The following is a 21805-nucleotide window of genomic DNA, read 5'->3' on the forward strand; positions in this document are numbered from 1 at the left end:
GATGCCAAAAGCAGCATTTCCCCTGTTTTCCCCACGGCATTCCCAGAGGCGCCGTCATTCATCGGCGACGCACCGACGAATCCGCAAAGCTGAACTGCTAGAGAGACAGAACGCGCGTTTCGCGGCAAGCTTGACCTTCGCTCCAGCCACGACCGAAGAGCCCATGTCCGTATTGAACTCAGCTGCTCAGGATCGCTTCCTCGACCTCAACGACCTGCTGCGCGACCTGGTCGCCGAGGGGCGCCTGCTCCAGGAGACAGCCGAGCAGTGCCTGACCTTGCGACGCAGCACGGCGGCCAGCCAGCAGCATCCGTTGGAGTTTCTCGCCGCGCAGCAATTCGATGACTTGACGCGCCCGGGCAAGAAGCTCGACCTGGAGACGCTTACCGCTTGGCTCGCCGAGCGGGCCGGGCAGCCCTATTTGCGCATCGACCCGCTGAAGATCAACGTCGCAGCCGTCACCCCGTTAATGTCCTATGCGTTCGCCCAGCGGCACAAGATCCTCGCGGTAGCAGCGGACAGCTCGGCGGTGACCATCGCCAGCAGCCAGCCCTTCGTAAAAAGCTGGGAAGCGAACCTCACTCACGTACTGAAGCGGCCGATCAAGCGGGTGGTGGTCAATCCGGTGGACCTGCAGCGCTTCACTGTGGAGTTCTACCGGCTGGCCAAGTCGGTCAGCGGTGCCTCGGCCAACGACCAGAAGGTCAGCGGCACCGGCAACTTTGAGCAGCTGCTTAACCTCGGCGCCAGCGATCAGGAACCGGACGCCAACGACGCGCACGTGGTGAACATCGTCGATTGGCTATTTCAGTACGCCTTCGACCAGCGCGCCAGCGACATCCACATCGAGCCGCGGCGCGAGCAGGGTACGGTGCGCTTTCGCATCGATGGCGTATTGCACAACGTCTATCAATTCCCGCCGCAAGTGGCGATGGCGGTGGTCAGCCGGCTGAAGACCCTGGGTCGGATGAATGTCGCCGAGAAGCGCAAGCCGCAGGACGGCCGGGTCAAGACCAAAACCCCGGATGGCAGCGAAGTGGAGCTGCGGCTGTCGACCTTGCCGACTGCTTTCGGCGAGAAAATGGTGATGCGAATCTTCGACCCGGACGTGTTGCTCAAGGGCTTCGACCAGCTGGGCTTTTCCGCCGAGGATCTGCGTCGCTGGCAAAGCATGACCGGCCAGCCCAACGGCATCATCCTGGTCACCGGCCCCACCGGCTCGGGCAAGACCACCACGCTTTACACCACGCTCAAGCAACTGGCGACGCCGGAAGTGAACGTCTGCACCATCGAAGACCCGATCGAGATGATCGAGGGCGCCTTCAACCAGATGCAGGTGCAACACAACATCGACCTGACGTTCGCCAGTGGCGTGCGCGCGCTGATGCGCCAGGACCCGGACATCATCATGGTCGGCGAGATCCGCGACCTGGAAACCGCGGAGATGGCGATACAGGCGGCGCTGACCGGGCACCTCGTGTTGTCCACCCTGCACACCAACGACGCGCCGAGCGCCATTACTCGCTTACTGGAACTGGGCGTGCCGCATTATCTGCTACGCGCCACACTGCTTGGCGTCATGGCCCAGCGCCTGGTGCGTACGCTATGCCCGCACTGCAAGGCGCCGATACAGCTCGACGCGGATGACTGGCAAGCTCTGACCAAGCCCTGGAACGCGCCGCTGCCGAGCCATGCGCAACAGGCGGTCGGCTGTATTGAGTGCCGCGATACCGGCTATCGAGGACGTGCGGGCGTTTACGAGATCATGCTGCTCAACGATGCGATCAAGCCGCTGATTACCGCCGACACCGACCTCATCGCCCTGCGCCGCCAGGCGTTCAAGGACGGCATGCACAGCCTTCGCCTGTCCGGCGCGCAGAAAATTGCGGCAGGGCTGACAACCTTGGAAGAAGTGCTGCGGGTGACACCGCAGAGTGAACAAAAGTAAGCAGCTGGAGGCTGGACAAATCGTAGGGTGGATGTCGCTTTTTACATCCACCAAGACTCCGCCCCGATGGATCGCCACCCGGTGGATCGATGAAGCGTGATCCACCCTACGCCAGACTGGCGCTTCGTTCGCCGTCTTGCCGTCTTGCCGTCTTGCCGTCACCGTAGGGCCGAATTCATTCGGCCGAGCTTTGCAAAAGTCGAACGAGTTCGACCCTACCAGCCTCGCCGCTGAGTCACCCCTGCCGCGCTGCCAATATCCCCGCGACCCGCGATGGCTCGCAATTCAGGTACGCCGATGACCGCAGCCATTGTTGATCCGGATACCAGGAAAACATGAACTGCCCACCCTTGAGGCTATCGACCACCATCCGTGCCACTTCCGGGCGGACCGCCGGGCAGCCCTGGCTGCGGCCGATGCGGCCCTGGGTGGCGATCCAGGCGGGATTCACGTAATCGGCCGGGTGGATGACGATGGCGCGCTCGCGGGCCAGATCGTTCACGCCGGGCTCGAGACCATCCATGCGCAGCGAGTAGCCGTGCTTGCCGCTATAGCTTTCGGCGGTGCGGAACAGACCGATGCTCGATTGATGGCTACCGACTACATTGGAGAAGCGGGTAGCGAGGTTTCCACCAGACTTCATTCCGTGCGCGACGAAATCTTTCAGCAACAATCGCCCCCGCTGCAGGTCAAAGATCCAGAGCCGGCGTTTTGAGGACGGCAGGGAAAAATCGATCACCGCCAGCCGCTGTGCCGGGCTGGCACCATTGTTTACGGCGCACTGCATGGCCGCCACAGCGTGGGTAAGAACCTGGAGATTCAAGGTTGGCGCCACCTGGGACAAATCGTCCACGAGAGGCTGATACGAAGGGGTTGAAGGGGAAAGGTTGGCGGCCAGAAGCGGAGCTGACAAAAGCAGGCCTGCCATAAGGCAGAGGCGTCGGAGCGAAACCATCATGTGTTGAACTACCTCACCGACGCCAATGCCGAACTTCCCTTTCGACCGACGCCCATACTCGCTACCAGGCCCGAGCAGGCAATAGCGAAACAGGTCAGACGGGACCGAAAACGGTCCCACTACGTCTGACAGAACATGTTGTAGGGCCCGAATGGGCCTGGTTTTCCCAGAAGCCGCAGCCGGATCAGCGGCGCAGTCTAGCAGTCGGTGGGATGGCCGGGAGCGAAGCGTTGTACAAAAAACATGCATTTCGTCTATTTAGCGTCCTGCTGTTTGCGCCCTTGCTGGCAGCGGCAGAGCCCAGCAGTGAACAGAACAGCCCCATCCGTAACGCACTCGAGATGCTACCCAGCGCCTGCGGAAAACCGCTCGCCGATCTCGACCAAACCGCTCTGCAACGGCTGACCGAGCTCTACCACCGGCATCATTTCGAGGCGCTGTGGACCTCTTACGCGCAGCTCGACGAACTGCTCGCCCAGCTCGACGGGATGGTCGATGACGGCCTGAACCCGGCGATCTACCACCCCGAAGCCATTCGTCGGGCGATGCAGACCGCCACGACCGAGCCGCTGCATCGCGAGTGCAGCGACATGCTCGCCACCCATGCTTATCTTCTGGCGCTACAACACCTGGCCCATGGCCGCCTGCCGCAGGATCGCCTCGAACCGGTCTGGCGCAGCGCCGACGCAGCGGCCAAGCAGGAGGCGGACGCGCAGTTGTTGAACGTCGCTGACGACGGGCTGCAACACATCGAGCAAGCCTTCGCCAAGGCGCGCCCTTCCCTTGAGCAGTACCACAACCTGCGCAAAGCCCACTTCCGGCTACGTACCGAAGACCCGCCGCAGTGGCTGCCGATCCCGCCAGGCAAGACCTTGCGTCCCGGTATGCTGGATCCGCGAGTGCCCCTGCTGCGCCAGCGGCTGGTTAGCGATGGTTATCTGCGTGACGACAGTCTCCCCGCAGGCGACCCTGAGTCGCTCTATAGCCAATCCATGGAGCATGCGCTCATGGCGTTCCAGAGCCGCCATGCACTGAAGGACGACGGGGTGCTGGGCGCCGACACCCTTGCCGCGCTGAACGCCACGCCAAGCGATCGGCTGAACCAATTGAAGATCAATCTCGAGCGGTTTCGCTGGTTGTCTCGCGATATCGAGGCGCGTTCGCTGCTGGTGGATATTGCCGGCGGACGTGTCATTTACTTTCGCAACAACCGGCCGCAATGGGAGGCGCGAAGCCAGGTCGGCCGGGATACACGGCAAACCCCAGCGATCAAGTCGAGTGTCACCCGGCTTACGCTCAACCCAACCTGGACAGTGCCGCCGACGATCCAGCGCGAGGACAAGCTACCGAAGATCCGCGAGAACCTGGATTATCTCGCGCAACAGAACATGCAGGTCCTCGATTACCAGGGCAACCTGCTCGACCCTTCGCAGATCGACTGGAGCAACCCCGGCGGCATTCTTCTGCGTCAGGCGGCAGGGCCGGACAACCCGCTCGGTCGTCTGGTCATTCGCTTCGCCAATCCCTACTCGATCTACCTGCACGACACCCCTAGCCAAGGCCTGTTCGCCCGTTGGCAGCGGGCGTTCAGCTCCGGCTGTGTCCGGGTCGAATCGGTGATGCAGTTGGTCGACCTGTTACTCACGGACGGCGAGCGCGAACGCTTCGCCCGCCTGCTCGAATCAGGCCAGACCCATGAGTTTCGTTTGGCCGAGCCGACGCCGGTATTGCTCGCCTACTGGACAGCCGAAGCGGACAGCACGGGTCAGCCGCGCTATCGTCCGGACATCTACAGCCGCGACCCCGATCTGCTGGCCGCGCTCCAGGCTGCCGACCGGCATCAACTACTCGAAGAGCCGCTGCGATGAACGATGCTGGCAGGCCTGCCAACCGGACTAAAATCAGCCAGGACCACAGCCGTTCACGACCAGACCGACGGCTCTGGCAGACGGCCCGTAGACCGAGGTCTACTTACTACAAGTTCCGCCCCAGGTATCTTTCGCAACGACAACAGCCTGCAGATAATTGCACCCGCCACATGCCGGTGCTCCCGCCTGGGACACCACCCTCTTGCCGCCACGGATAGACGAGCAGAAGTGAACGCCGAAAACAGTGTCAACACATGGAACGAAGCTGACCGACTGGCAGCGCTAGCCCGTTATCGCATTCGCGATACCTCGTCGGAACAGGCCTTCGACGACCTGGCACTGCTCGCGACGGAGCTGTGTGGCAGCTCCGTCGCGGCCATTGTATTCATCGACAAGGAGCGCCAGTGGACCAAGGCCTTCGTCGGCTTCGACGACATCGTCGGTTCGCTCAATCAAGCGCTCTGCGCCCGCGCGATCACCTGCTCGCAACCGCTGGTCATCGAGAATCTCGCCGACGAGCCGTCCGCAGATGGTCTGTCCGGCTTCTATGCCGCTGTGGTGCTGCGCACCCCGGAAGGTATTCCGCTCGGCATCCTATGTGTGATGGACAACCAGCCGCGGCAACTGTCGGAGCGGCAGCTGGCGCACCTGCAGGCGCTGGCCCGTCAGGTCATGGCGTTGCTCGAGCTGCGCCGCAGCCGTGACCACAACGAGCGCAACCGGCAGATCCTCGACAGCGCGGTGGACTACGCGATTCTCACCACCGATTCCCAAGGCATCATCAGTTGCTGGAATCAGGGCGCCGAGCTAATCCTCGGCTGGCGGCAAGAGGAGATCATCGGCCGTCATACCAGCCGGATATTCACCGAGGAAGACATCGCCAAAGGCGTGCCGGAAGGCGAGATGGAGACGGCAGTCCAAGACGGCTCGGCGATCGACGAACGCTGGCATCGACGCAAGGATGGCAGTCAATTCTGGGCCAGCGGCGTGCTGATGCCGCTCAAGAATGAGCAGGGCCAACGTCAGGGCTTCGTCAAAATCCTGCGCGACCTGACCGAACGGCTGCACGAGCGAGCAACGGTTCGCGAGGCCGAAGAGCGCTACCGTGCCTTGGTCGATCTAAGCCCCCAGGTGATCTGGCAGTGCGACGCCGGCGGTTCGCTGATTTTCTGCAATCGCTACTGGTGCGAATTCACCGGTCTGTCGGCAGCAGAGTCGGCCGGCATGGGCTGGCTGGCAGCGGTCGCGCAGGATCACCGCGACGCTGTGATGCAGCAATGGCGCGGTGCACTGAAAAGCGGTAAGCCCGGCAACTTCGAAGTGCCGCTGCTTGGAGTCGATGGCGATCCTCGCTGGTTCCAGGGCAGTGGCGCACCGGTATACGACTGCGACGGGCAGCTGCTGCACTGGGTGCTGGTTGCTCAGGACATACATGAGCGGCGCCGTGCCGAGATCGAGCGGCTCGAGAGCGAGGCGTTCACCCGTCGGTTGTTGGACTCGGCGAGCGAGGGCTTTTACTCCATCGATACCGGCGGCCTTGTCACGCTGTGCAATGAGGCGTTCGTCAGGCTGCTCGGCTTTCCCAGCAAGAATCAGGTACTGGGCCGCCAGCTGCACCAAGTCATCCACCATAGTCATCCGGACGGTTCGCCCTATGCGGAGCAAGACTGCCCGATTCAGCGTACCGCCAGGACTGGCGAGCCGGCACATATCAAATACGAGCTATTTTTTCGCCAGGACGGCAGCAGTCTGCCGGTGGAGTACCGGGTCGCACCGCTGTACCGCGACGGGGTGCTGCAGGGTGCAATCTGCACCTTTACCGACATCAGCGAACGGGCCCGCGGCGAAGCGCAGCAGAGCTATCTGCTCGAACTCAGCGATCACTTACAGGACGCTGGCGATCGCATCGAATTGACGGATGTGATGGCCGAGCGGCTAGCCGAGCTGATCGGCGTCGAGTGCATTGCCCGTGGTCATCTCGACGAGCACGATAGCTTCATCATCGAACAGCAGTGGCCTCAAGCAACGAAAGCCGATCGAACCAGACCATACCCGCTCGGCGGTTGCGCGCAGGCCCTGCGCCTGCGTCTATCGCAAGGCCTCGTCGTGCCCTTCGAGGACCTGCTCGATGAAACCGGCTGCCGCGATAATTGCGGCGCCCTGCATGAGCACCTCGGCCATCGAAGCCTGCTGTTGGCCCCCCTGTTGGAGCAGACTTCGGACTGCACTTTCCTGCTTTTCGGCAGCAAACGACCGCGATCCTGGAGCCAGACGGATACTTCGCTTGTCCGCGAAATGGCCGAACGCATCCGTGCCGCCGCCGACCGCGCGCGGGCGCGCAAGGCCCTGCTCGAAGCCGAACAGCGGGTAAGCCTGGCCAACGAAATCGCCTCGATCGGCGTCTGGGAATACGACTTCGAGCGTAACTCCCTGCATTGGGATGCACAGCTCAAGGCACTCGCCGGCGTCGCCCCGAACGAAGCGGAACTGACCGTCGATGAATTCCTCGCGCGCGTGCACGCAGATGATCGGCGCACTCTGCTCGACGCGTTCCGCAACGCCCTCGAAGGCGTCGGTGGCGGCGAGCTTAATCTCGACTATCGGGTCTATGACGAGGCCATCGACCAGTTCCGCTGGCTGACCAACCGAGGCCGCCGCCTGCTCGATGCCGACGGCAAGGCCCGTCTGCTTGGCACCGCGCGGGAAATCACCGCCGAGCGCAACGCGGCACTGAAACTGCTGCGCATGAATGCCCTGCTCGAGGAGCAGATCAGAGAACGCCAACAGGCCGAGCAGCGCCAATCGGTGCTGATGGAGTTGGGCGATCTGCTGCGCGGCCAACCGGACAGCATCACCATCGTCACCGCTGCCGTGCGTGCGCTAGGGATGACGTTGAACGTGACCCGAGCGGCCTTCCTGAGTATCGATCCCGGCGGCCAATACGCCACCGTCGAGCGCTACTGGAGCGATGGCGCGCTGGGCGACTACAGCGAGCGCATGTGCTTCGCCGAATACGGTGATTTCATCTACGACCTGCAAAACGACGAGCTGGTGGTCGTCGAAGACGTGCTGCACGACACCCGCACCGCCGCGCAGGCCTCGAGCCTTCGGCTGCGGCGCATCCAGAGCCTGGTCTGTGTGCCGCTGCAGGAACAGGGCCGCTTGAGCGCCGCCTTGATCCTGCTGCAGGACCACCCGCGGCAATGGGCTGAGGAGGATATCTCCTTCATCCGCGAAGTCGCCGACCGCGCCTGGACCGCCGACGAGCGCATGCGTGCCGAACGTGCGCTGCGCGCCAGCGAAGAGCAGTTCCGTACCCTCGCCGACAACATGAGCCAGTTCGCCTGGATGGCCGATCCGGCGGGCCGCATCTACTGGTACAACAAGCGCTGGTACGACTACACCGGCACCACGCTGGAAGCCATGCGCGCTTTGGGCTGGCGGTCAGTGCATCATCCTGATCATCACGTCCGGGTCAGCGCATCGATGAAGCGCGCCGTGGCCATTGGCTCGATCTGGGAGGAAACCTTCCCACTGCGTGGCAAGGACGGCCAGTACCGCTGGTTCCTTTCGCGCGCCCTGCCCATTCGCGACGACTTCGGCCAAGTCATCCACTGGTTCGGCACCAACACCGACATCACCGCTCAGGTGGCAGCCGAAGAAGCGCTGCGCGAGCTGAACGATAACCTCGAACGACGCGTCGCCGAGCGCACACGCGAGCTGGCGGAAATCAACCACCTGCTGCATCTGGAAATGGGTGAGCGTGAGCGTGCCGAGGAAACCCTGCGTCATGCACAGAAAATGGAAGCCATCGGCCAGCTAACCGGTGGCCTGGCGCACGATTTCAACAACATGCTGACCGGCGTACTGGGCGCGCTCGATCTGATCCAGCGCCGTGTCGCCAGCGGTCGCGTGAACGATCTCGGCCGCTATGTCGATGCCGCCACCAGCTCGGCCAACCGCGCCGCAGCCCTGACCCACCGCCTGCTGGCCTTCGCCCGTCGCCAATCGCTGGACCCGAAGCCGGTGGACGTTAACCAACTGGTGCAGTCGATGGAGGAAATGCTGCGCCGTACCATGGCCGAGCACATCCAATTCGAGACTCGCCTGCAACCGGAACCCTGGTTGGCCTTTACCGATGCTCATCAACTGGAAAACGCCCTGCTCAATCTGGTGATCAATGCCCGCGATGCCATGAGCGACGGCGGCCGGCTGACCATTCAGACCGACTGTGTGCGGATCAACGGCTCACAACCCGACAGCCCCGAGCCGGGCGATTACGTCGTCCTCAGCGTGGCGGACACTGGCTCCGGCATGCCGGCGGAAGTGGCTGCCAAGGCCTTCGATCCGTTCTTCACCACCAAACCCATCGGCCAAGGCACTGGCCTAGGGCTGTCGATGGTATATGGCTTCGTCAAGCAGACCGGCGGCCATGTGCGCATCGATAGTACGCTCGGCCAGGGCACGCTGATCACCTTGTTGTTACCGCGCAATCAGGCACAGCCGGAACAGCTCGTTGAGTGCGAAAGTACCGAGGTGACGGCACAGGGCGCGCAGGCCAACGAAACCGTGCTGGTGGTGGAAGATGAAGCCGCGGTGCGCATGCTCGTAGTCGAGGTACTGGTGGAGCTCGGCTATCGAGTGCTCGAAGCGTTGGACGGCGACACCGCGCTGCCCTTTCTGCAGAGCGACAGGCGTATCGATTTGCTAGTCAGCGACATCGGCCTACCAGGCATCAACGGCCGTCAATTGGCGGAGATCGCCCGTCAGCACCGGCCTGACCTGAGGGTACTGTTCATCTCCGGTTATGCACCGAACGCTGAGGTTCGCGGCGAATTCCTCGCACCTGGCATGGATCTGCTCGCCAAACCCTTCAGCATCGACATGCTTGGATCCAAGGTTCGCCAGCTGATCGAGCGCAGCGGATAGCGCCTCGCCAGGAACTCTGCTGATCGCTCGATACTCTTCTAATGGACGATCAAGTTAGAAAACGATCAAGCGGAGGCATCGACCATGCGTAAAACGATACTGGTAACCGTAGCGTTGAGTTGCATTCCCTTCGGCACGGTGATGGCGGACGACGGCTTTGTCCGGCAGATTCTTTCGTCGGGAGCGACCACCGCTTCGACCTACATGACCTTTCGCGACGACAAACAGGTCACTGCCGCACGCGAGGACGCCGGTAGCTTCGTCGCCAGCGATGGCGCCATCCGGGGTCCCTACCTCGAAGCCATGCTCCTGAAAGTGCGCAGCGAGCAGCCGCAGCTCCAAGCCAGCGACATGGAGCTGGCGAGCGCACTTCTCGCCGCCGAACAGCAGTAGCCGCCGAAGCAGCGCCGGCCGGCAAGCGGCCGCGCTGCCGCGATCATTCACGCGTCGACCAACCACCGCCGCTCATTCGAAGAACTCGGAGGAATCATGAAGAAAACCGCATCCGCCGTCTGGCAAGGCGACTTGAAAAGCGGCAAAGGCACCATCAGCACCCAGAGTGGCGCGCTGAAGGACAATCCCTACGGCTTCAATACTCGATTCGAAGGCGCGCCTGGGACTAACCCCGAAGAGCTGATCGGCGCGGCTCACGCCGGGTGCTTTTCGATGGCGCTGTCGATGATGCTCGGTCAGGCCGGGCTCACCGCCGAGCGTATCGACACCACCGCGGAAGTCACTCTGGATAAGGATGGCGAGGGCTTTTCCATCACCGCGATCGCCTTGACCCTGAAGGCCAAAGTTCCAGGCGCAGACGACAACCAGTTCCAGCAGATCGCCAATCAGGCGAAGGAAGGTTGCCCGGTGTCCAAAGTGCTCAATGCGCAGATCAGCCTGAGCGCGACCCTGGAAAGCTGATTACCCAGAAATGAAAAACGCCGCCCGGTTGGGCGGCGCTTTCGTGTTGCGTCTCGCGCGAATCAGCCGCGAATGTTGTAGATGTCTTTCTCGTTCAGCTCGGCGTATTCGTACAGACGGTTGAGATAGGCGCTCTGCTGCTCCCAGACCTTGGCCGCGACCGGATCGGCGGCGGCGGACGCGTCTACCACTTCGGCAGCGACTTCCTTCAAACGAGCCAGCACGTCGTCCGGCAGACGGCGAACTTCAACACCCTGCTCGCGCAGTTGCTCCATCGCTTCCATGTTCTTGGCGTTGTAGTCGTCGAGCATGTCACCGTTGACGGCGCGGGCAGCGGCACGAACGATCGCCTTGAGGTCGTCCGGCAGGGTTTCCCAGGCCTTGAGGTTGACGTCCAGCTCGAACGTGACGTTCGGCTCCTGCCAGCCCGGCGTGTAGTAATACTTCGATGCCTTGTGCAGACCTAGGGCGAGATCGTTGTACGGGCCGATCCACTCGGTGGCGTCGATGGCACCGGTCTGCAGTGCGGTGAAGATTTCACCAGCGGGCATGTTGACCACGGTGCCGCCCATCTTGGTCAGCACTTCACCGCCAAGACCCGGGGTACGCATTTTCAGGCCCTGGAAATCCTGGACTGAGTTGATTTCCTTGTTGAACCAGCCAGCAGTCTGCACGCCGGTCGCGCCGCACGCCATCGGCAGAACGCCGTACGGCTTGTAAACCTCTTCCCAAAGTTCCATACCGCCGCCGTAATGCAGCCAGGCGTTCATTTCCTGGGCGTTGGGGCCGAACGGCAGCGCACAGAAGAATTGCGCGGCGGGAACCTTACCCTTCCAGTAATACGGCGCGCCGTGACCCATCTCGGCGGTGCCACGGGATACCGCATCGAACACTTCCAACGCCGGTACCAGCTCGCCAGCAGCATAGACTTTGACCGTCAGACGGCCAGCGCTCATCTCATTGACCAGTTTGGCGAAATTCTCAGCGCCGACGCCCACACCTGGGAAGTTCTTCGGCCAGGAGGTGACCATCTTCCAGGTGAATTTTTCGGCGCTTGCGCTGCCTTCGGACTTAGTAGCGGTTTCGGCTTCCTTGTTGCAACCGGCCAATGCGGTAGCGGCCAGACCAACACCCGCGGCGGCCAGAATTTGACGACGTTTCATGAGTAACTCCTTGTTGTTGTATGGCTGAATACCGGAACCCCGAATTCAGGTAGTTCTAGCTATCATATGGCTATCTATCACTCAAGCACCGTGACTACGTACAAAGACTACGTACGTAGTACTGCCGGTTGCGACGCCAGCGTGCAGCCGCCTAGAATCGCGGGCCGTCTGGGCCATAACAATAAAGGATCTGCCATGTTGAAACACGCCCCTCCCTTGCTAGGTGTCGCACACCTTATCGATGCTGCGAATGCCCGCTTCGGTCAGGCCTGCGCCTGGCTAACCATGTTTTTGGTCGTCGGTACCGCCCTGGTGGTAGTGCTGCGCTATGGCTTCGGCATCGGCGCAACCGCACTTCAGGAGGCCGTTCTCTACGCTCACGCGCTGGTCTTCATGGGCACAGCCGCCTGGGTCCTGCAACGCAACGGCCATGTTCGCGTCGACATCTTCTACCAGCGTTTCAGCGCCCGCTACCAGGCATTGGTCGAAGTACTCGGCACGCTGCTGTTTCTGCTTCCGGTCTGCCTGTTTCTCGGCTGGGCCAGCTGGGATTACGTCAGCAATTCCTGGGCGACGCTGGAAGCTTCCAGCGAAACGGGCGGTCTGAAGTTCGTTTTCGTACAGAAAAGCATCATCCTGGTTCTGGTTTTCACTCTGGCGCTGCAAGGCATTTCCGAAATCATCAAGGCTGCCTACCTCGTTACCGGACGCCTGCCGGAGCCGGAGGTGAAGCATGGCTGAGTTGATGGCGATTCTGCTATTCGTCGGTATCTGCGTGGCGTTGATGGCCGGCTATCCGGTGGCCTTTACGCTGGGTGGCGTCTCGCTGCTGTTCGCCGGTATTGGCATACTCACCGGCACGTTTGACGGCAGCTTCCTGAGTGCATTGCCAAACCGTTTGTTCGGCATCATGAACAACCAGACGATGCTGGCGGTGCCACTGTTCGTGTTCATGGGTGTGATGCTGGAAAAAAGCCGGGTGGCCGAGGATTTGCTCGAATCCATGTCTCGGCTGTTCGGCACCCTGCGCGGCGGCTTGGCGATTTCCGTTTGCGTGGTCGGCGCACTGCTCGCCGCCAGCACTGGTATCGTCGGTGCCACGGTGGTGACCATGGGCCTGCTGGCGCTGCCGACGATGCTGCGCCGCGGCTACGACCCGGCAATCTCCACCGGTACGCTCGCCGCTACCGGCACGCTGGGCCAGATCATTCCACCTTCGATCGTGCTGGTTCTGCTGGGTGACGTGATGTCGAGCGCCTATCAGCAGGCGCAGCTGAAAATGGGCATCTTCTCGCCGAAGACCGTATCGGTCGGTGATCTTTTCGTCGGCGCCTTCCTCCCCGGCCTGCTGCTGGTCGGCCTGTATATTCTCTACATCATCGGCGTGGCGATCTTTCAGCCGAAGAAACTGCCGGCCCTGCCGCAGGAAGAACTCGGGCCGATCGAGTGGGGCAAGCTGATCAAAGCGCTGGTGCCCCCGCTACTGCTGATCAGCGCCGTACTTGGCTCAATCCTCGCCGGCTACGCGACCCCGACCGAAGCCGCCGCGCTAGGCGCCTTGGGTGCAATGGTTCTGGCGTTCTACAAGGGCAAGCTGAACTTCGGCCAACTGCGCGACGTGGCCTACGGCACAACCGAAATCAGCGCCATGGTGTTCCTGATCCTGATTGGGGCGTCGCTGTTCTCGCTGGTGTTCCGCGGCTTCGGTGGCGAAGTGTTGATCGAAGACGTCTTCGCTCAACTACCAGGCGGCGTCCTTGGGGCGTTCTTCTTGGTGATGCTGGTGATTTTCCTGCTCGGCTTCATCCTCGACTTCATCGAGATCACCTTCGTGGTGGTGCCGATCGTCGGCCCGGTGTTGCTGGCCATGGGGCTGGACCCGGTATGGCTTGGCGTGATGATCGCGCTGAACCTGCAGACCTCGTTCCTTACGCCGCCCTTCGGTTTCGCCCTGTTCTACCTGCGCGGGGTCACACCGAAGTCGGTTCCTACCAGCACCATTTATAAAGGTGTGGTGCCGTTCATCCTGATTCAGCTCCTGTTGCTGGTGATCGCTTACCAGTTCCCGGGCCTGATCACCTGGCTGCCAGAACAGATTTACGGCAAATAGCAGCACGCAGACGCCCGTTTCGACGGGCGTCTCGCTTTTCGGCCAGCGGTTTCAGCGCGATCATATAGTTCGAAGTCGCCAATCGAACATCTTCAATGTCCTCCAATTCCTTCAGCTACTCGCAACTCGCCGAACGTTTCCGGCAGCTCGACGCGTTTCTTGTGCGGCATCAAGCACTGTGGCGGCCGCGACCCTTCACCCATATGCAACTACCGTGGGAAGCGGACCACCCGCATCTGGCCCAATGGCTGCGCAGCCGTTCGCTGGATGACGCCGAAGCCGCCCACAACCATCCCACCGAGCTCGCAGCGCCTGCCCCATTCCCGGAACTGGCCGAACAAGCGATGGCGCTCGGTCGCGTAGATCAATTGCCCACGCTACGAAACCCAAGCATCGATGCCCGCCAAGCCGTGGACGTACCCGGGCGCAAATGGTCGCAGATCCAGGCTTTCGGCTCGACGCTCAATTTCAGCGAACGCCCGCAGCACTGGCTGGACTGGTGCGCCGGCAAAGGCCATCTGGGTCGCCAATTGGCCGCGCTCGGAGGAACCCTGACTTGTCTGGAGCGTGACGTCAGGCTGGTCGAGGCGGGTGCCCGCTTGAGTCAGCGGTTAGGGATCGAGGCGAACCATCGGCAGCAGGATGTAATGAGCGATGCGGTGGCGCAGCATTTGGGCCCAGCACACACACCGATTGCCCTGCACGCGTGTGGCGACCTGCATGTACGTTTGCTCCGGCTCGGCATCGAGCAAGGCTGCCGTCAACTCGCGGTCGCACCGTGTTGCTACAACCGCATTCAGGACGGCAACTACCAGGCGCTATCCGGCATCGCGCGGCGGTCATCGCTTACCTTGTCGCGAGAGGATCTCGGCCTGCCACTCAGCGAAACGGTCACCGCCGGTGCCCGCGAGCGCCGTCAACGCGACCATTCGATGGCCTGGCGCCTGGCCTTCGATCTGCTGCAACGAGCGCTGCGCGGGGAAGATAGCTATCTACCCACACCCTCGCTCCCAAGCACCTGGCTGAAAAAAAGCTTCGAGCAATACTGCCGCGACCTCGCCACGCTCAAAGGTCTTCCCCCGCCGCAGAACGAGGCATGGTCCCAACTCGAACGACGTGGCTGGCAGCGCCTCGCCGAAGTGCGCAACCTTGAATTATTGCGCGGCCTGTTCCGCCGACCGCTGGAGCTTTGGCTGCTGCTCGACCGCGCACTATTGCTCGCCGAGAACGGTTATGCGGTGCGTCTGGGCACCTTCTGCCCGACAGAGTTGACCCCACGTAATCTGCTACTGATTGCTGAGCTCGATATTCGCACCGCGAGTTGATGAGGTCATTGCAAGTAACTGGCAACAAACAGTTTACTCGCCGCGAGCAATGGCTATAATGGCGCCCATCTTTTAGCCGGTATAGCTCAGCTGGTAGAGCAACTGACTTGTAATCAGTAGGTCCCGAGTTCGACTCTTGGTGCCGGCACCATATAAAACAACGACTTAGGCTCACCGCAAGGTGGGCCTTTTTCGTTTTTGCTCAACACTTTGCTCAACACTTCTATGCTGCTCAACGCTTGGAAACGAACCCAGCGAGATAGCTAGACAGCACTCCTACAGTCCAGAGTCGCGCTTTCCAGGCTCCGCAAAGGCTGATTCGTCCTCCGATTCGGTTAAATTCTAAACCGACAACAATCTGGTCAGATTGACGCCCAAAACCATTTCACGAATTGGCACAGTGTTTCCAGAAATCAACGAGGAGCACCTGCCATGTCACAACCTACCTACCTGACCATCGCCGAAATCTGCAAGCTACTGCACTGCAGCCCAACCACGTTATGGCGCATGCGCAGAAAGACCCCCGGCTTCCCTCCGCCATTCCAAATTGGCCGCAGGATGCTATGGAACCGCGAGCAGGTTGAGCGGGCTCTAGGCCTCATCCGCTAACCGCCATGCTTCGAACCTAGCCCAAACCATCTGTGACCGCAGCAACGCAACGTTGCTGCGCCATCAGTACGGACGGCTGCGCCCTCACGGAAAAGTTACCAACTACGTCCGTGAAGACACGCTCGATTCGCGACGTGGGCATGGCCTCAGCCAAAACCTTTTGCAAACTCAAAACCTGCGCCTGCGCCAGGAGGCCAACGCATGACCGCTGCCTTTTTGACCGCGCCGACATACCCTGAGCCGATACCGTTACAACCCTCTCTGGATGCCGCCAAGCCCTATCCGCTGCAAGCCCTCGGCCCCCTGCTGGGAGGCGCTACCGCTGCCATTATCGAGGCCGTACAAGTTCCCGATGCGCTAGCCGCGCAATCTGTCCTCGCTGCCGCCGCGATGGCGGCTCAGCCCCACGCCAATGTCCTGCGTGCTGGGCAAGTTATTCCGCTGTCGTTGTTCGTCCTGACCGTTGCAGAGTCCGGGGACCGAAAAAGCGCCGCCGACCGTCTGGCGCTGAGTGCTCATCATGACCGGCAACGCCGGTTGCTGGACAATTACAAAGCGGAGAAGAAGAGTTACCGCGATAAGCGCGACGCCTACCAGCGCTGCCGCGAATTGATGCTCGATAAGGCTAAGGTCTCGCCTGAGGCTATGGCCGAAGAACTGACCAAGCTGGAAGAGCCGGCCCCGCCGCTGATGCCGTTCATCCTGGCTGAGGAGCCAACCCTGGAAGGTCTGCAGAAGTCATTGCTGCACGGACATCCTTCACAAGGGCTGTTCAGCGATGAGGGTGGACAATTTTTCGGCGGGCATGCCAGCAGGCCTGAGAACTTGCTCAAAACCGCTGCCGGCCTGTCCAAGCTATGGGACGGTGCACCAATCGCCCGTACTCGCGCCGCAGAAGGTGAAAGCGCATCCCGCAGCGGCTGCCGCCTAAGCCTGCATATGATGATTCAGCCAATCGTCGCGCAAGAGGTGCTCGCTAGTCCGATCATGCAAGGACAAGGCATCCTGGCACGCTTCCTAGTGGCATGGCCTCCATCACTCGCGGGAACTCGTTTCTACCGCAACGCAGACCCTTTGAAAGATGCCCGTCTGGTGCGCTACTGGCAGTGCATGGCGTACCTGCTATCGCTCGCCCTGCCGCTTGACGAATCGGGTCAGCTGTCGCCCCCGGCCCTGCCGTTGGACCATGGGGCGCTGGCTGCCTGGATCTCCACCCATGACGCGATCGAGGGTGAACTCGGCAAGGGCGGTGACCTGCAAGAGATCAAGCCAACTGCCGCCAAAGGTGCGGAGAATGTCCTACGCATCGCTGGCGTTCTAGCCGTCATCGAGCAGACCGGTGTAATCACGCAGCCAATTGTTGAGCGCGCCGCTGCATTGGTGCACTGGTACCTCGCGGAAGCGCTGCGCTTGTGCAGCCCTGCCAAGGCGGAACCTCACCTCACACAGGCGCAACGTTTGTTCGACTGGTTGTTCGCCAAAGGCTGGCAGAGCTTCGAGTCGCGAGCATTACAACGGGAGGGGCCGCGATTCGCTCGCAAGAGCGCCGCACAGCGTGACCAACTGCTATCCGTACTGGTGGAGCATCACTACCTTCTGAGCAGCGACGGACGACAGTTCCAAATCAACCCAATGGCGACAGCGGCGACATTGGCGACGAAACCCGAGACACCGAGAGGTTGGGCTGGCGACATCCTTGCGACTACAGGCGACAATTTTTAGCGGTCGCCATTTGTCGCCACCCTGTCGCTACGCGCGCTCCCCGTAAGCTATCAGCCATGTCGCCTTTGTCGCCGCTGTCGCCGCGACAAGGGCTCATTGCTCAACCCGCGTCAGGTCTAGTACGAAGACAGCGACACGTCCCTCACGTGCCGATTTGCTCGTGGCGATCAGCATATTTGTCAGCTCTTCCGCTGTCCGTGGCTGCGTTGCCCCTCGGCCAAAACTCTTAAGTTTCTTATTCGGCTTCTTCTGATCGCCAAACCAGAGGACAAGATAAATGCCTCGTCCCTCCGCTCTCCAATCGCACGTGTAGAGACTGTCTAGCTGTATATCTGCACCCTTCCAGAGCTCTGAATGCCACTGCCCCTTCACCTCGATTGGCATCCGCAGTACACCTACTGAGCAAGCGATATCGACTTCCTTGTCGGCGGCAACATGAGCCTCTGGATCAAACGTGATCCCTATTTGCCCTTGGCGAAGCAGCCCGAGAAGATGATCCCTACAGCGCTCCTCTTCGAATGGGAGACCGTTGTCGTCATAGAAGCCGCGCCATGATTCGGCGTCGTCGCTCTTAATCTTCGCTTGGCTGATTAAGAGCTCTTCAAGTACGAGCGCTTGTAAATCTGCGGCTGATACAGGAGGGAGATTACGTGTGATTGCACCAATCGCTTCAAGCCTGGGAGGGGCATAAGCAGCTTCGACACCAATGCGTGTTTGTTCGGCAGATACGATCCTGATCGATTCGGAATAGCTGTCAGTGGCCGCATTCATCAAACGTCTCAACGCAGCGACAGCGCCCTCGCTGGCGTCGTTACCCAGACGGCGAATGAGGTGGACTATATGCTCGCTAGCATTCCAGGGATTTGTATCACCCCAAGAGGTCGTATTAGGACGGTCTTCCATTGGCCAAAGCAGGCGGAAGGTCTTGATGATCCATTCAAGTTGCTCAGCACTGAGTGGAATATTGGCACCTTCGTCGAAACGTCCTCCAGCTCGGTGCCGTATATGCCAAAGCAACTCAGGTTCGATTGGCAACGTCTCAAGCCGCGTTACAGTCTGCTCAAAATCAACGATCAGCCCAATTGCATCCCAAGTTCGCCGCCGCTCGTCGTCGATCAGCCCCGTGCGACCGTACGCGGCACGCCGTAGTGTTTCGAATCGTCCTGAGCGGATGACCCGCTCAATCAATTCTGTTTCTGGGCCAGCCGGAATGTCTGGAAAACGCTCAAGCCAATCAGCAGCTAAATCGGTGGCAAGCTCAGAATGAGCTTCGTCTCGCAATAGTGTGTAGAGGCCGTCTACAGATTCTCGCCGCGCCTGAAGTTGAGGCTCATGATAAAGCCGCATCGCTTCCGCCCAGATACCGCGAGCCTGAACAGCGGCCTCGATTGCCTCTCTGAGCCCGACGATTCCTGCGTGATCTTCGACACAGCTATGGCGAAGTTCGAACAGACCCGCCATCAAGCGCTCATCCGCCAGATCGTCAAAACCTACGCCTTTTCGGAGACGCTCGGCGAGCGCGGCAATCAGGATATATCCAGCTTGGTAGCTCTTACCTTGCGCAAGACTCGCCGCAATCTCCCGCGCTGTGGGCGTAGGAGGATCGACCCTCAAAAAAGCTTCGAATCCCATATGCGCGGCGATGCCAATATCACTTCCAAGCCATTGCGAGACGCGCTCATGGGCGGGCACATCTGGTCCCACGTCATTAAAAAGATTGAGATAAACTTTGGCGGGAACAACGATCGTGCTGTATTCCCCTGCACGCATCCGATCAATACAAGCTGAATAATGTTTACGGTGCTCAGCGTGCGCAGCAGCTTGTTCTTCTAGTCGGACGCGCTCCCGTTCAGCCTGCTTGATCTGCCATTCGGGTACAACGGGCGCGGCAAGCTTGTCGATCCACTCTAAGTGATCAAGGCGGTTCGCCGCGAAGGGCCTCGCTGCCGTACGAGCATCTGCACCTAGCTCGTCGCTATGCTGAGTGAGCTGAATAACATCACGCCAACGTTCGTCGCTTTGATCGAGAGGATCCAGCGCCTCAAGTAACGCGACTACATCCGCGGCAGTCGGCCAGAAAGCGGGGAGCCGCTGCTTCAACCGCCACGCTAGCTCCCAGGGACTGTGCTCGCTGGGCAGCTCAAGCAGGACGTGCCGCTGTATGGATCGGCGAATGCGTTCATCGCTCCGAATGATGGCATCTAGCTGTTGACGGGACTCTCGGCGGTACCCAACATCGAAATCGTATGGCTCTAACCAAACCCACAACCTCTCAGGGCTGACGCCATCAGCCGCTACAGCACGAGCTACTAGGTGATACGCAAAACCGGTTAGCGTGTCGTTGCCGATGCGCTCGTACTGGTTACCAAGCGCATTCATCCTTACAGCCAATTGATCAAGCACGCCGGCGATCCTGTGCTCCGGAAGGTGTTTTTCCAACCCCAACAAAACGCCAACTGTACGACCATCATTTCGGGCGTAGTTAATCACGAGATCGACTAGCAGATTATTGTCGAGCCGTTCATAGCCGACATCGTGCGCCAATTCGATGGCCAATCTAGTCGAGAGCTCGTCGTCGTAATCGTGTAAGGCACGAAGGAGGGCTGGCCAGTCGCTGTCACAGTCGTACCCGGCAAGCGCTTCTCCAGCTGCTCTTCGAATCGCGAAAATCTCCTGTGGCTCAAGGAAAATTCTCTGCAGATCTTCCTTCAGCCCTAAAGCAGTTGTTTTCCCCCTGATAGCCTCAAGCACAAGGAGCCGTAAGCGGAACGGTGTCTGCCTCGCGATGATCAGCCTCTGTATTTCATCTATGAGCTCGGGCTGTACGATGCCGCGCACCGAGTAAGGACCCCAATCGCAAAAGCGAGGATTTTCAGCGGCTAGCAGCTTCAGCGCATCGATTAGCGAGCGAGCCTGATCGACCGTAAGATCGTCAGCGTCGCCATATTCGATCACGCCCATCGGATCAGCGGTGATCACCGCATGGGCAAGCGCGGGATCCCGAGCAAGCCATGCGTGAATACCGCGTAGGCTTGCTGGTACGAGTCCATAGCTGTGAAACAGCGAAAAAAGGCGCCTACGTTTATGCTGGGTATCTGCGTGCCTCGCAAGCCATCGAGCCCCAAGATATTCACCGAGACGTCGATGCGGATAACTGAATCGGTCGGCATCATCAGCCTTAAACAGCCGAGTGCCAAGCATAGCTTTTATGTGTGCCCCGTCGGGAAGACAAATAGCGTCCGCGAGCTGTAACTCTCCTTCCGCTGTGTTAGCCGCAGATGATCGGACGATGGTCTCTGAGCCTGTAAGAATCAAACCGGCAAACGCCGCGCCAACGGCATCAAGCCCTACCTCTCGAGCGAGCTGATAGTCGGCCTTTGCATCCCGATGTTCGACCCGCAAAATCTCGACTGCGCGACCATAGAGTTCGCTGCGCGTCTCAGGCAACTTACCCGTCCCAGCGACTCGGGCAATGAGCTCAAGAGTCTGAGGATTACCGAGCAGTTCCTCCAACCCACGTGATACAAAATGTTCTACCACTACTTTGGCTGGCTCTGACCCGAGCGCAGCGCTTAAGAACGTAACGGCATCATCCTCACTGAAAGGGAGTAGGTGCAGTTCGAGGGGAACGTCTTCATATTGTTCGAGAATAGTCTCGAGCCCGGTGGCGCTGCGCCAATCTGCTACACGGCACGAGAGAACAAAGCGAGGGTAGCCCAGTTTGCCGAGCTGGCGCAGCACAAGGTCGACCGCATCGCCGTCGTTATGTGTGCTCACCTCATCAAGGGCGTCAATCACTAAAACCTGGGCTTCGCCCAGCAATGTTCTTGGCTCATGACGGTTGATGAGCTGACGTGCCGTGCATCGTGCATAACCCGGAAAGGTTGCAAGCCATTCAAGCAAATGAGACTTCCCCATCCCGGCCTCACCGAGAATCACCAGCGGCTCGGTGCGCGTACGCAGGGCGTCTTGCGTCAGCTCGGTTCGGCTGTCGTCGGACTTGTACCAGAGTTTGCGTTCGACGCCTCTTCGGATGATCAAGTCAGCGCTGTTCACCATTCTTCAAGAGCCCCATAGCATTCCGCTTACTAATTCACAGGCTACGTGTAAGCTGCCTTAAGCACTAGATGACGTTCTCGCCGCCATCTCTTTGCCTGCAAGCTAGCTTGCCGCTTAAACAAACGCGGGCGTGGATAGCGGCACTTACTTGAGCAAACTCGAAGCTGTGCGTGCGCCTGGACAATAAGCCGTGCCCAAA

At 60.4% G+C, this 21805-nt stretch carries 13 protein-coding genes and 1 tRNA gene; 11 read left to right on the forward strand and 3 right to left on the reverse strand.

The annotated features are described in order from the left end of the window. Positions 1 to 163: 163 nt before the first annotated feature. On the forward strand, positions 164 to 1948 hold the full coding sequence (locus tag NAV33_RS18225; RefSeq protein WP_255982657.1) for a GspE/PulE family protein: 1785 nt from the start codon (positions 164 to 166) through the stop codon (positions 1946 to 1948). A 235-nt stretch (positions 1949 to 2183) separates the two neighbouring features. Here NAV33_RS18225 and NAV33_RS18230 read toward each other — a convergent pair whose 3' ends face one another. Continuing rightward, positions 2184 to 2906, reverse strand: coding sequence for a murein L,D-transpeptidase catalytic domain family protein (locus NAV33_RS18230; RefSeq protein WP_255982659.1), 723 nt, complete (start codon positions 2904 to 2906; stop codon positions 2184 to 2186). Positions 2907 to 3136: 230 nt separating this feature from the next. Here NAV33_RS18230 and NAV33_RS18235 point away from each other — a divergent pair, with 230 nt between their 5' ends. The 4 genes from NAV33_RS18235 to NAV33_RS18250 all read left to right on the forward strand — a co-directional run bounded on the left by NAV33_RS18235 (position 3137) and on the right by NAV33_RS18250 (position 10618). Continuing rightward, the gene (locus NAV33_RS18235) at positions 3137 to 4774 is read left to right on the forward strand and encodes a L,D-transpeptidase family protein (protein WP_255982661.1); all 1638 of its coding nucleotides are present in this window, start codon (positions 3137 to 3139) and stop codon (positions 4772 to 4774) included. Between the two features lie 228 nt (positions 4775 to 5002). Continuing rightward, positions 5003 to 9703, forward strand: a complete 4701-nt coding sequence (locus NAV33_RS18240) for a PAS domain S-box protein (protein ID WP_255982663.1) — start codon at positions 5003 to 5005, stop codon at positions 9701 to 9703. 84 nt (positions 9704 to 9787) lie between these two features. Further along, positions 9788 to 10096, forward strand: coding sequence for a DUF2388 domain-containing protein (locus NAV33_RS18245; RefSeq protein WP_255982665.1), 309 nt, complete (start codon positions 9788 to 9790; stop codon positions 10094 to 10096). A 96-nt stretch (positions 10097 to 10192) separates the two neighbouring features. Then, positions 10193 to 10618 carry an OsmC family protein gene (locus NAV33_RS18250; protein ID WP_255982667.1) on the forward strand — a complete coding sequence of 142 codons (426 nt, stop codon included), beginning with the start codon at positions 10193 to 10195 and terminating at the stop codon, positions 10616 to 10618. A 62-nt stretch (positions 10619 to 10680) separates the two neighbouring features. Here NAV33_RS18250 and NAV33_RS18255 read toward each other — a convergent pair whose 3' ends face one another. Continuing rightward, positions 10681 to 11781: a TRAP transporter substrate-binding protein gene (locus NAV33_RS18255; RefSeq protein ID WP_255982669.1), complete on the reverse strand. Its 1101-nt coding sequence runs from the start codon at positions 11779 to 11781 to the stop codon at positions 10681 to 10683. Between the two features lie 195 nt (positions 11782 to 11976). Between NAV33_RS18255 and NAV33_RS18260 the strand changes: the two genes are divergently transcribed. The 6 genes from NAV33_RS18260 to NAV33_RS18280 all read left to right on the forward strand — a co-directional run bounded on the left by NAV33_RS18260 (position 11977) and on the right by NAV33_RS18280 (position 17547). Beyond that, positions 11977 to 12522 (forward strand): TRAP transporter small permease subunit, encoded by a 546-nt coding sequence (locus tag NAV33_RS18260; protein WP_255982670.1) that lies wholly within the window; start codon positions 11977 to 11979, stop codon positions 12520 to 12522. Continuing rightward, positions 12515 to 13891: a TRAP transporter large permease gene (locus NAV33_RS18265; RefSeq protein ID WP_255982672.1), complete on the forward strand. Its 1377-nt coding sequence runs from the start codon at positions 12515 to 12517 to the stop codon at positions 13889 to 13891. Before NAV33_RS18260 ends, NAV33_RS18265 begins: the two co-directional genes overlap by 8 nt. 95 nt (positions 13892 to 13986) lie before the next feature. Further along, positions 13987 to 15216: a methyltransferase gene (locus tag NAV33_RS18270; RefSeq protein ID WP_255982674.1), complete on the forward strand. Its 1230-nt coding sequence runs from the start codon at positions 13987 to 13989 to the stop codon at positions 15214 to 15216. Positions 15217 to 15291: 75 nt separating this feature from the next. Beyond that, positions 15292 to 15367 (forward strand) — tRNA-Thr (locus NAV33_RS18275). 281 nt (positions 15368 to 15648) lie between these two features. Next, positions 15649 to 15825 carry a helix-turn-helix transcriptional regulator gene (locus tag NAV33_RS21530; RefSeq protein WP_423836674.1) on the forward strand — a complete coding sequence of 59 codons (177 nt, stop codon included), beginning with the start codon at positions 15649 to 15651 and terminating at the stop codon, positions 15823 to 15825. Between the two features lie 201 nt (positions 15826 to 16026). Then, positions 16027 to 17547, forward strand: a complete 1521-nt coding sequence (locus tag NAV33_RS18280; protein ID WP_255982676.1) for a YfjI family protein — start codon at positions 16027 to 16029, stop codon at positions 17545 to 17547. A 93-nt stretch (positions 17548 to 17640) separates the two neighbouring features. On the opposite strand, the gene NAV33_RS18285 is transcribed toward NAV33_RS18280, so the two are convergent. Beyond that, positions 17641 to 21606, reverse strand: coding sequence for an NACHT domain-containing protein (locus tag NAV33_RS18285; protein WP_255982678.1), 3966 nt, complete (start codon positions 21604 to 21606; stop codon positions 17641 to 17643). Positions 21607 to 21805 lie beyond the last annotated feature (199 nt).

Origin of the sequence: Stutzerimonas stutzeri (assembly GCF_024448715.1) — a bacterium.
Lineage (GTDB): Bacteria > Pseudomonadota > Gammaproteobacteria > Pseudomonadales > Pseudomonadaceae > Stutzerimonas > Stutzerimonas stutzeri_AR.

Excerpts from the sequence above, each read along its gene's own strand:
- NAV33_RS21530 (WP_423836674.1), top strand. The coding sequence starts at position 15,649 with ATGTCACAACCTACCTACCTGACCATCGCCGAAATCTGCAAGCTACTG.
- NAV33_RS18265 (WP_255982672.1), top strand. The coding sequence starts at position 12,515 with ATGGCTGAGTTGATGGCGATTCTGCTATTCGTCGGTATCTGCGTGGCG.
- NAV33_RS18270 (WP_255982674.1), top strand. The coding sequence starts at position 13,987 with ATGTCCTCCAATTCCTTCAGCTACTCGCAACTCGCCGAACGTTTCCGG.
- NAV33_RS18285 (WP_255982678.1), bottom strand. The coding sequence starts at position 21,606 with ATGGTGAACAGCGCTGACTTGATCATCCGAAGAGGCGTCGAACGCAAA.
- NAV33_RS18225 (WP_255982657.1), top strand. The coding sequence starts at position 164 with ATGTCCGTATTGAACTCAGCTGCTCAGGATCGCTTCCTCGACCTCAAC.
- NAV33_RS18260 (WP_255982670.1), top strand. The coding sequence starts at position 11,977 with ATGTTGAAACACGCCCCTCCCTTGCTAGGTGTCGCACACCTTATCGAT.
- NAV33_RS18230 (WP_255982659.1), bottom strand. The coding sequence starts at position 2,906 with ATGATGGTTTCGCTCCGACGCCTCTGCCTTATGGCAGGCCTGCTTTTG.
- NAV33_RS18250 (WP_255982667.1), top strand. The coding sequence starts at position 10,193 with ATGAAGAAAACCGCATCCGCCGTCTGGCAAGGCGACTTGAAAAGCGGC.
- NAV33_RS18280 (WP_255982676.1), top strand. The coding sequence starts at position 16,027 with ATGACCGCTGCCTTTTTGACCGCGCCGACATACCCTGAGCCGATACCG.
- NAV33_RS18255 (WP_255982669.1), bottom strand. The coding sequence starts at position 11,781 with ATGAAACGTCGTCAAATTCTGGCCGCCGCGGGTGTTGGTCTGGCCGCT.
- NAV33_RS18245 (WP_255982665.1), top strand. The coding sequence starts at position 9,788 with ATGCGTAAAACGATACTGGTAACCGTAGCGTTGAGTTGCATTCCCTTC.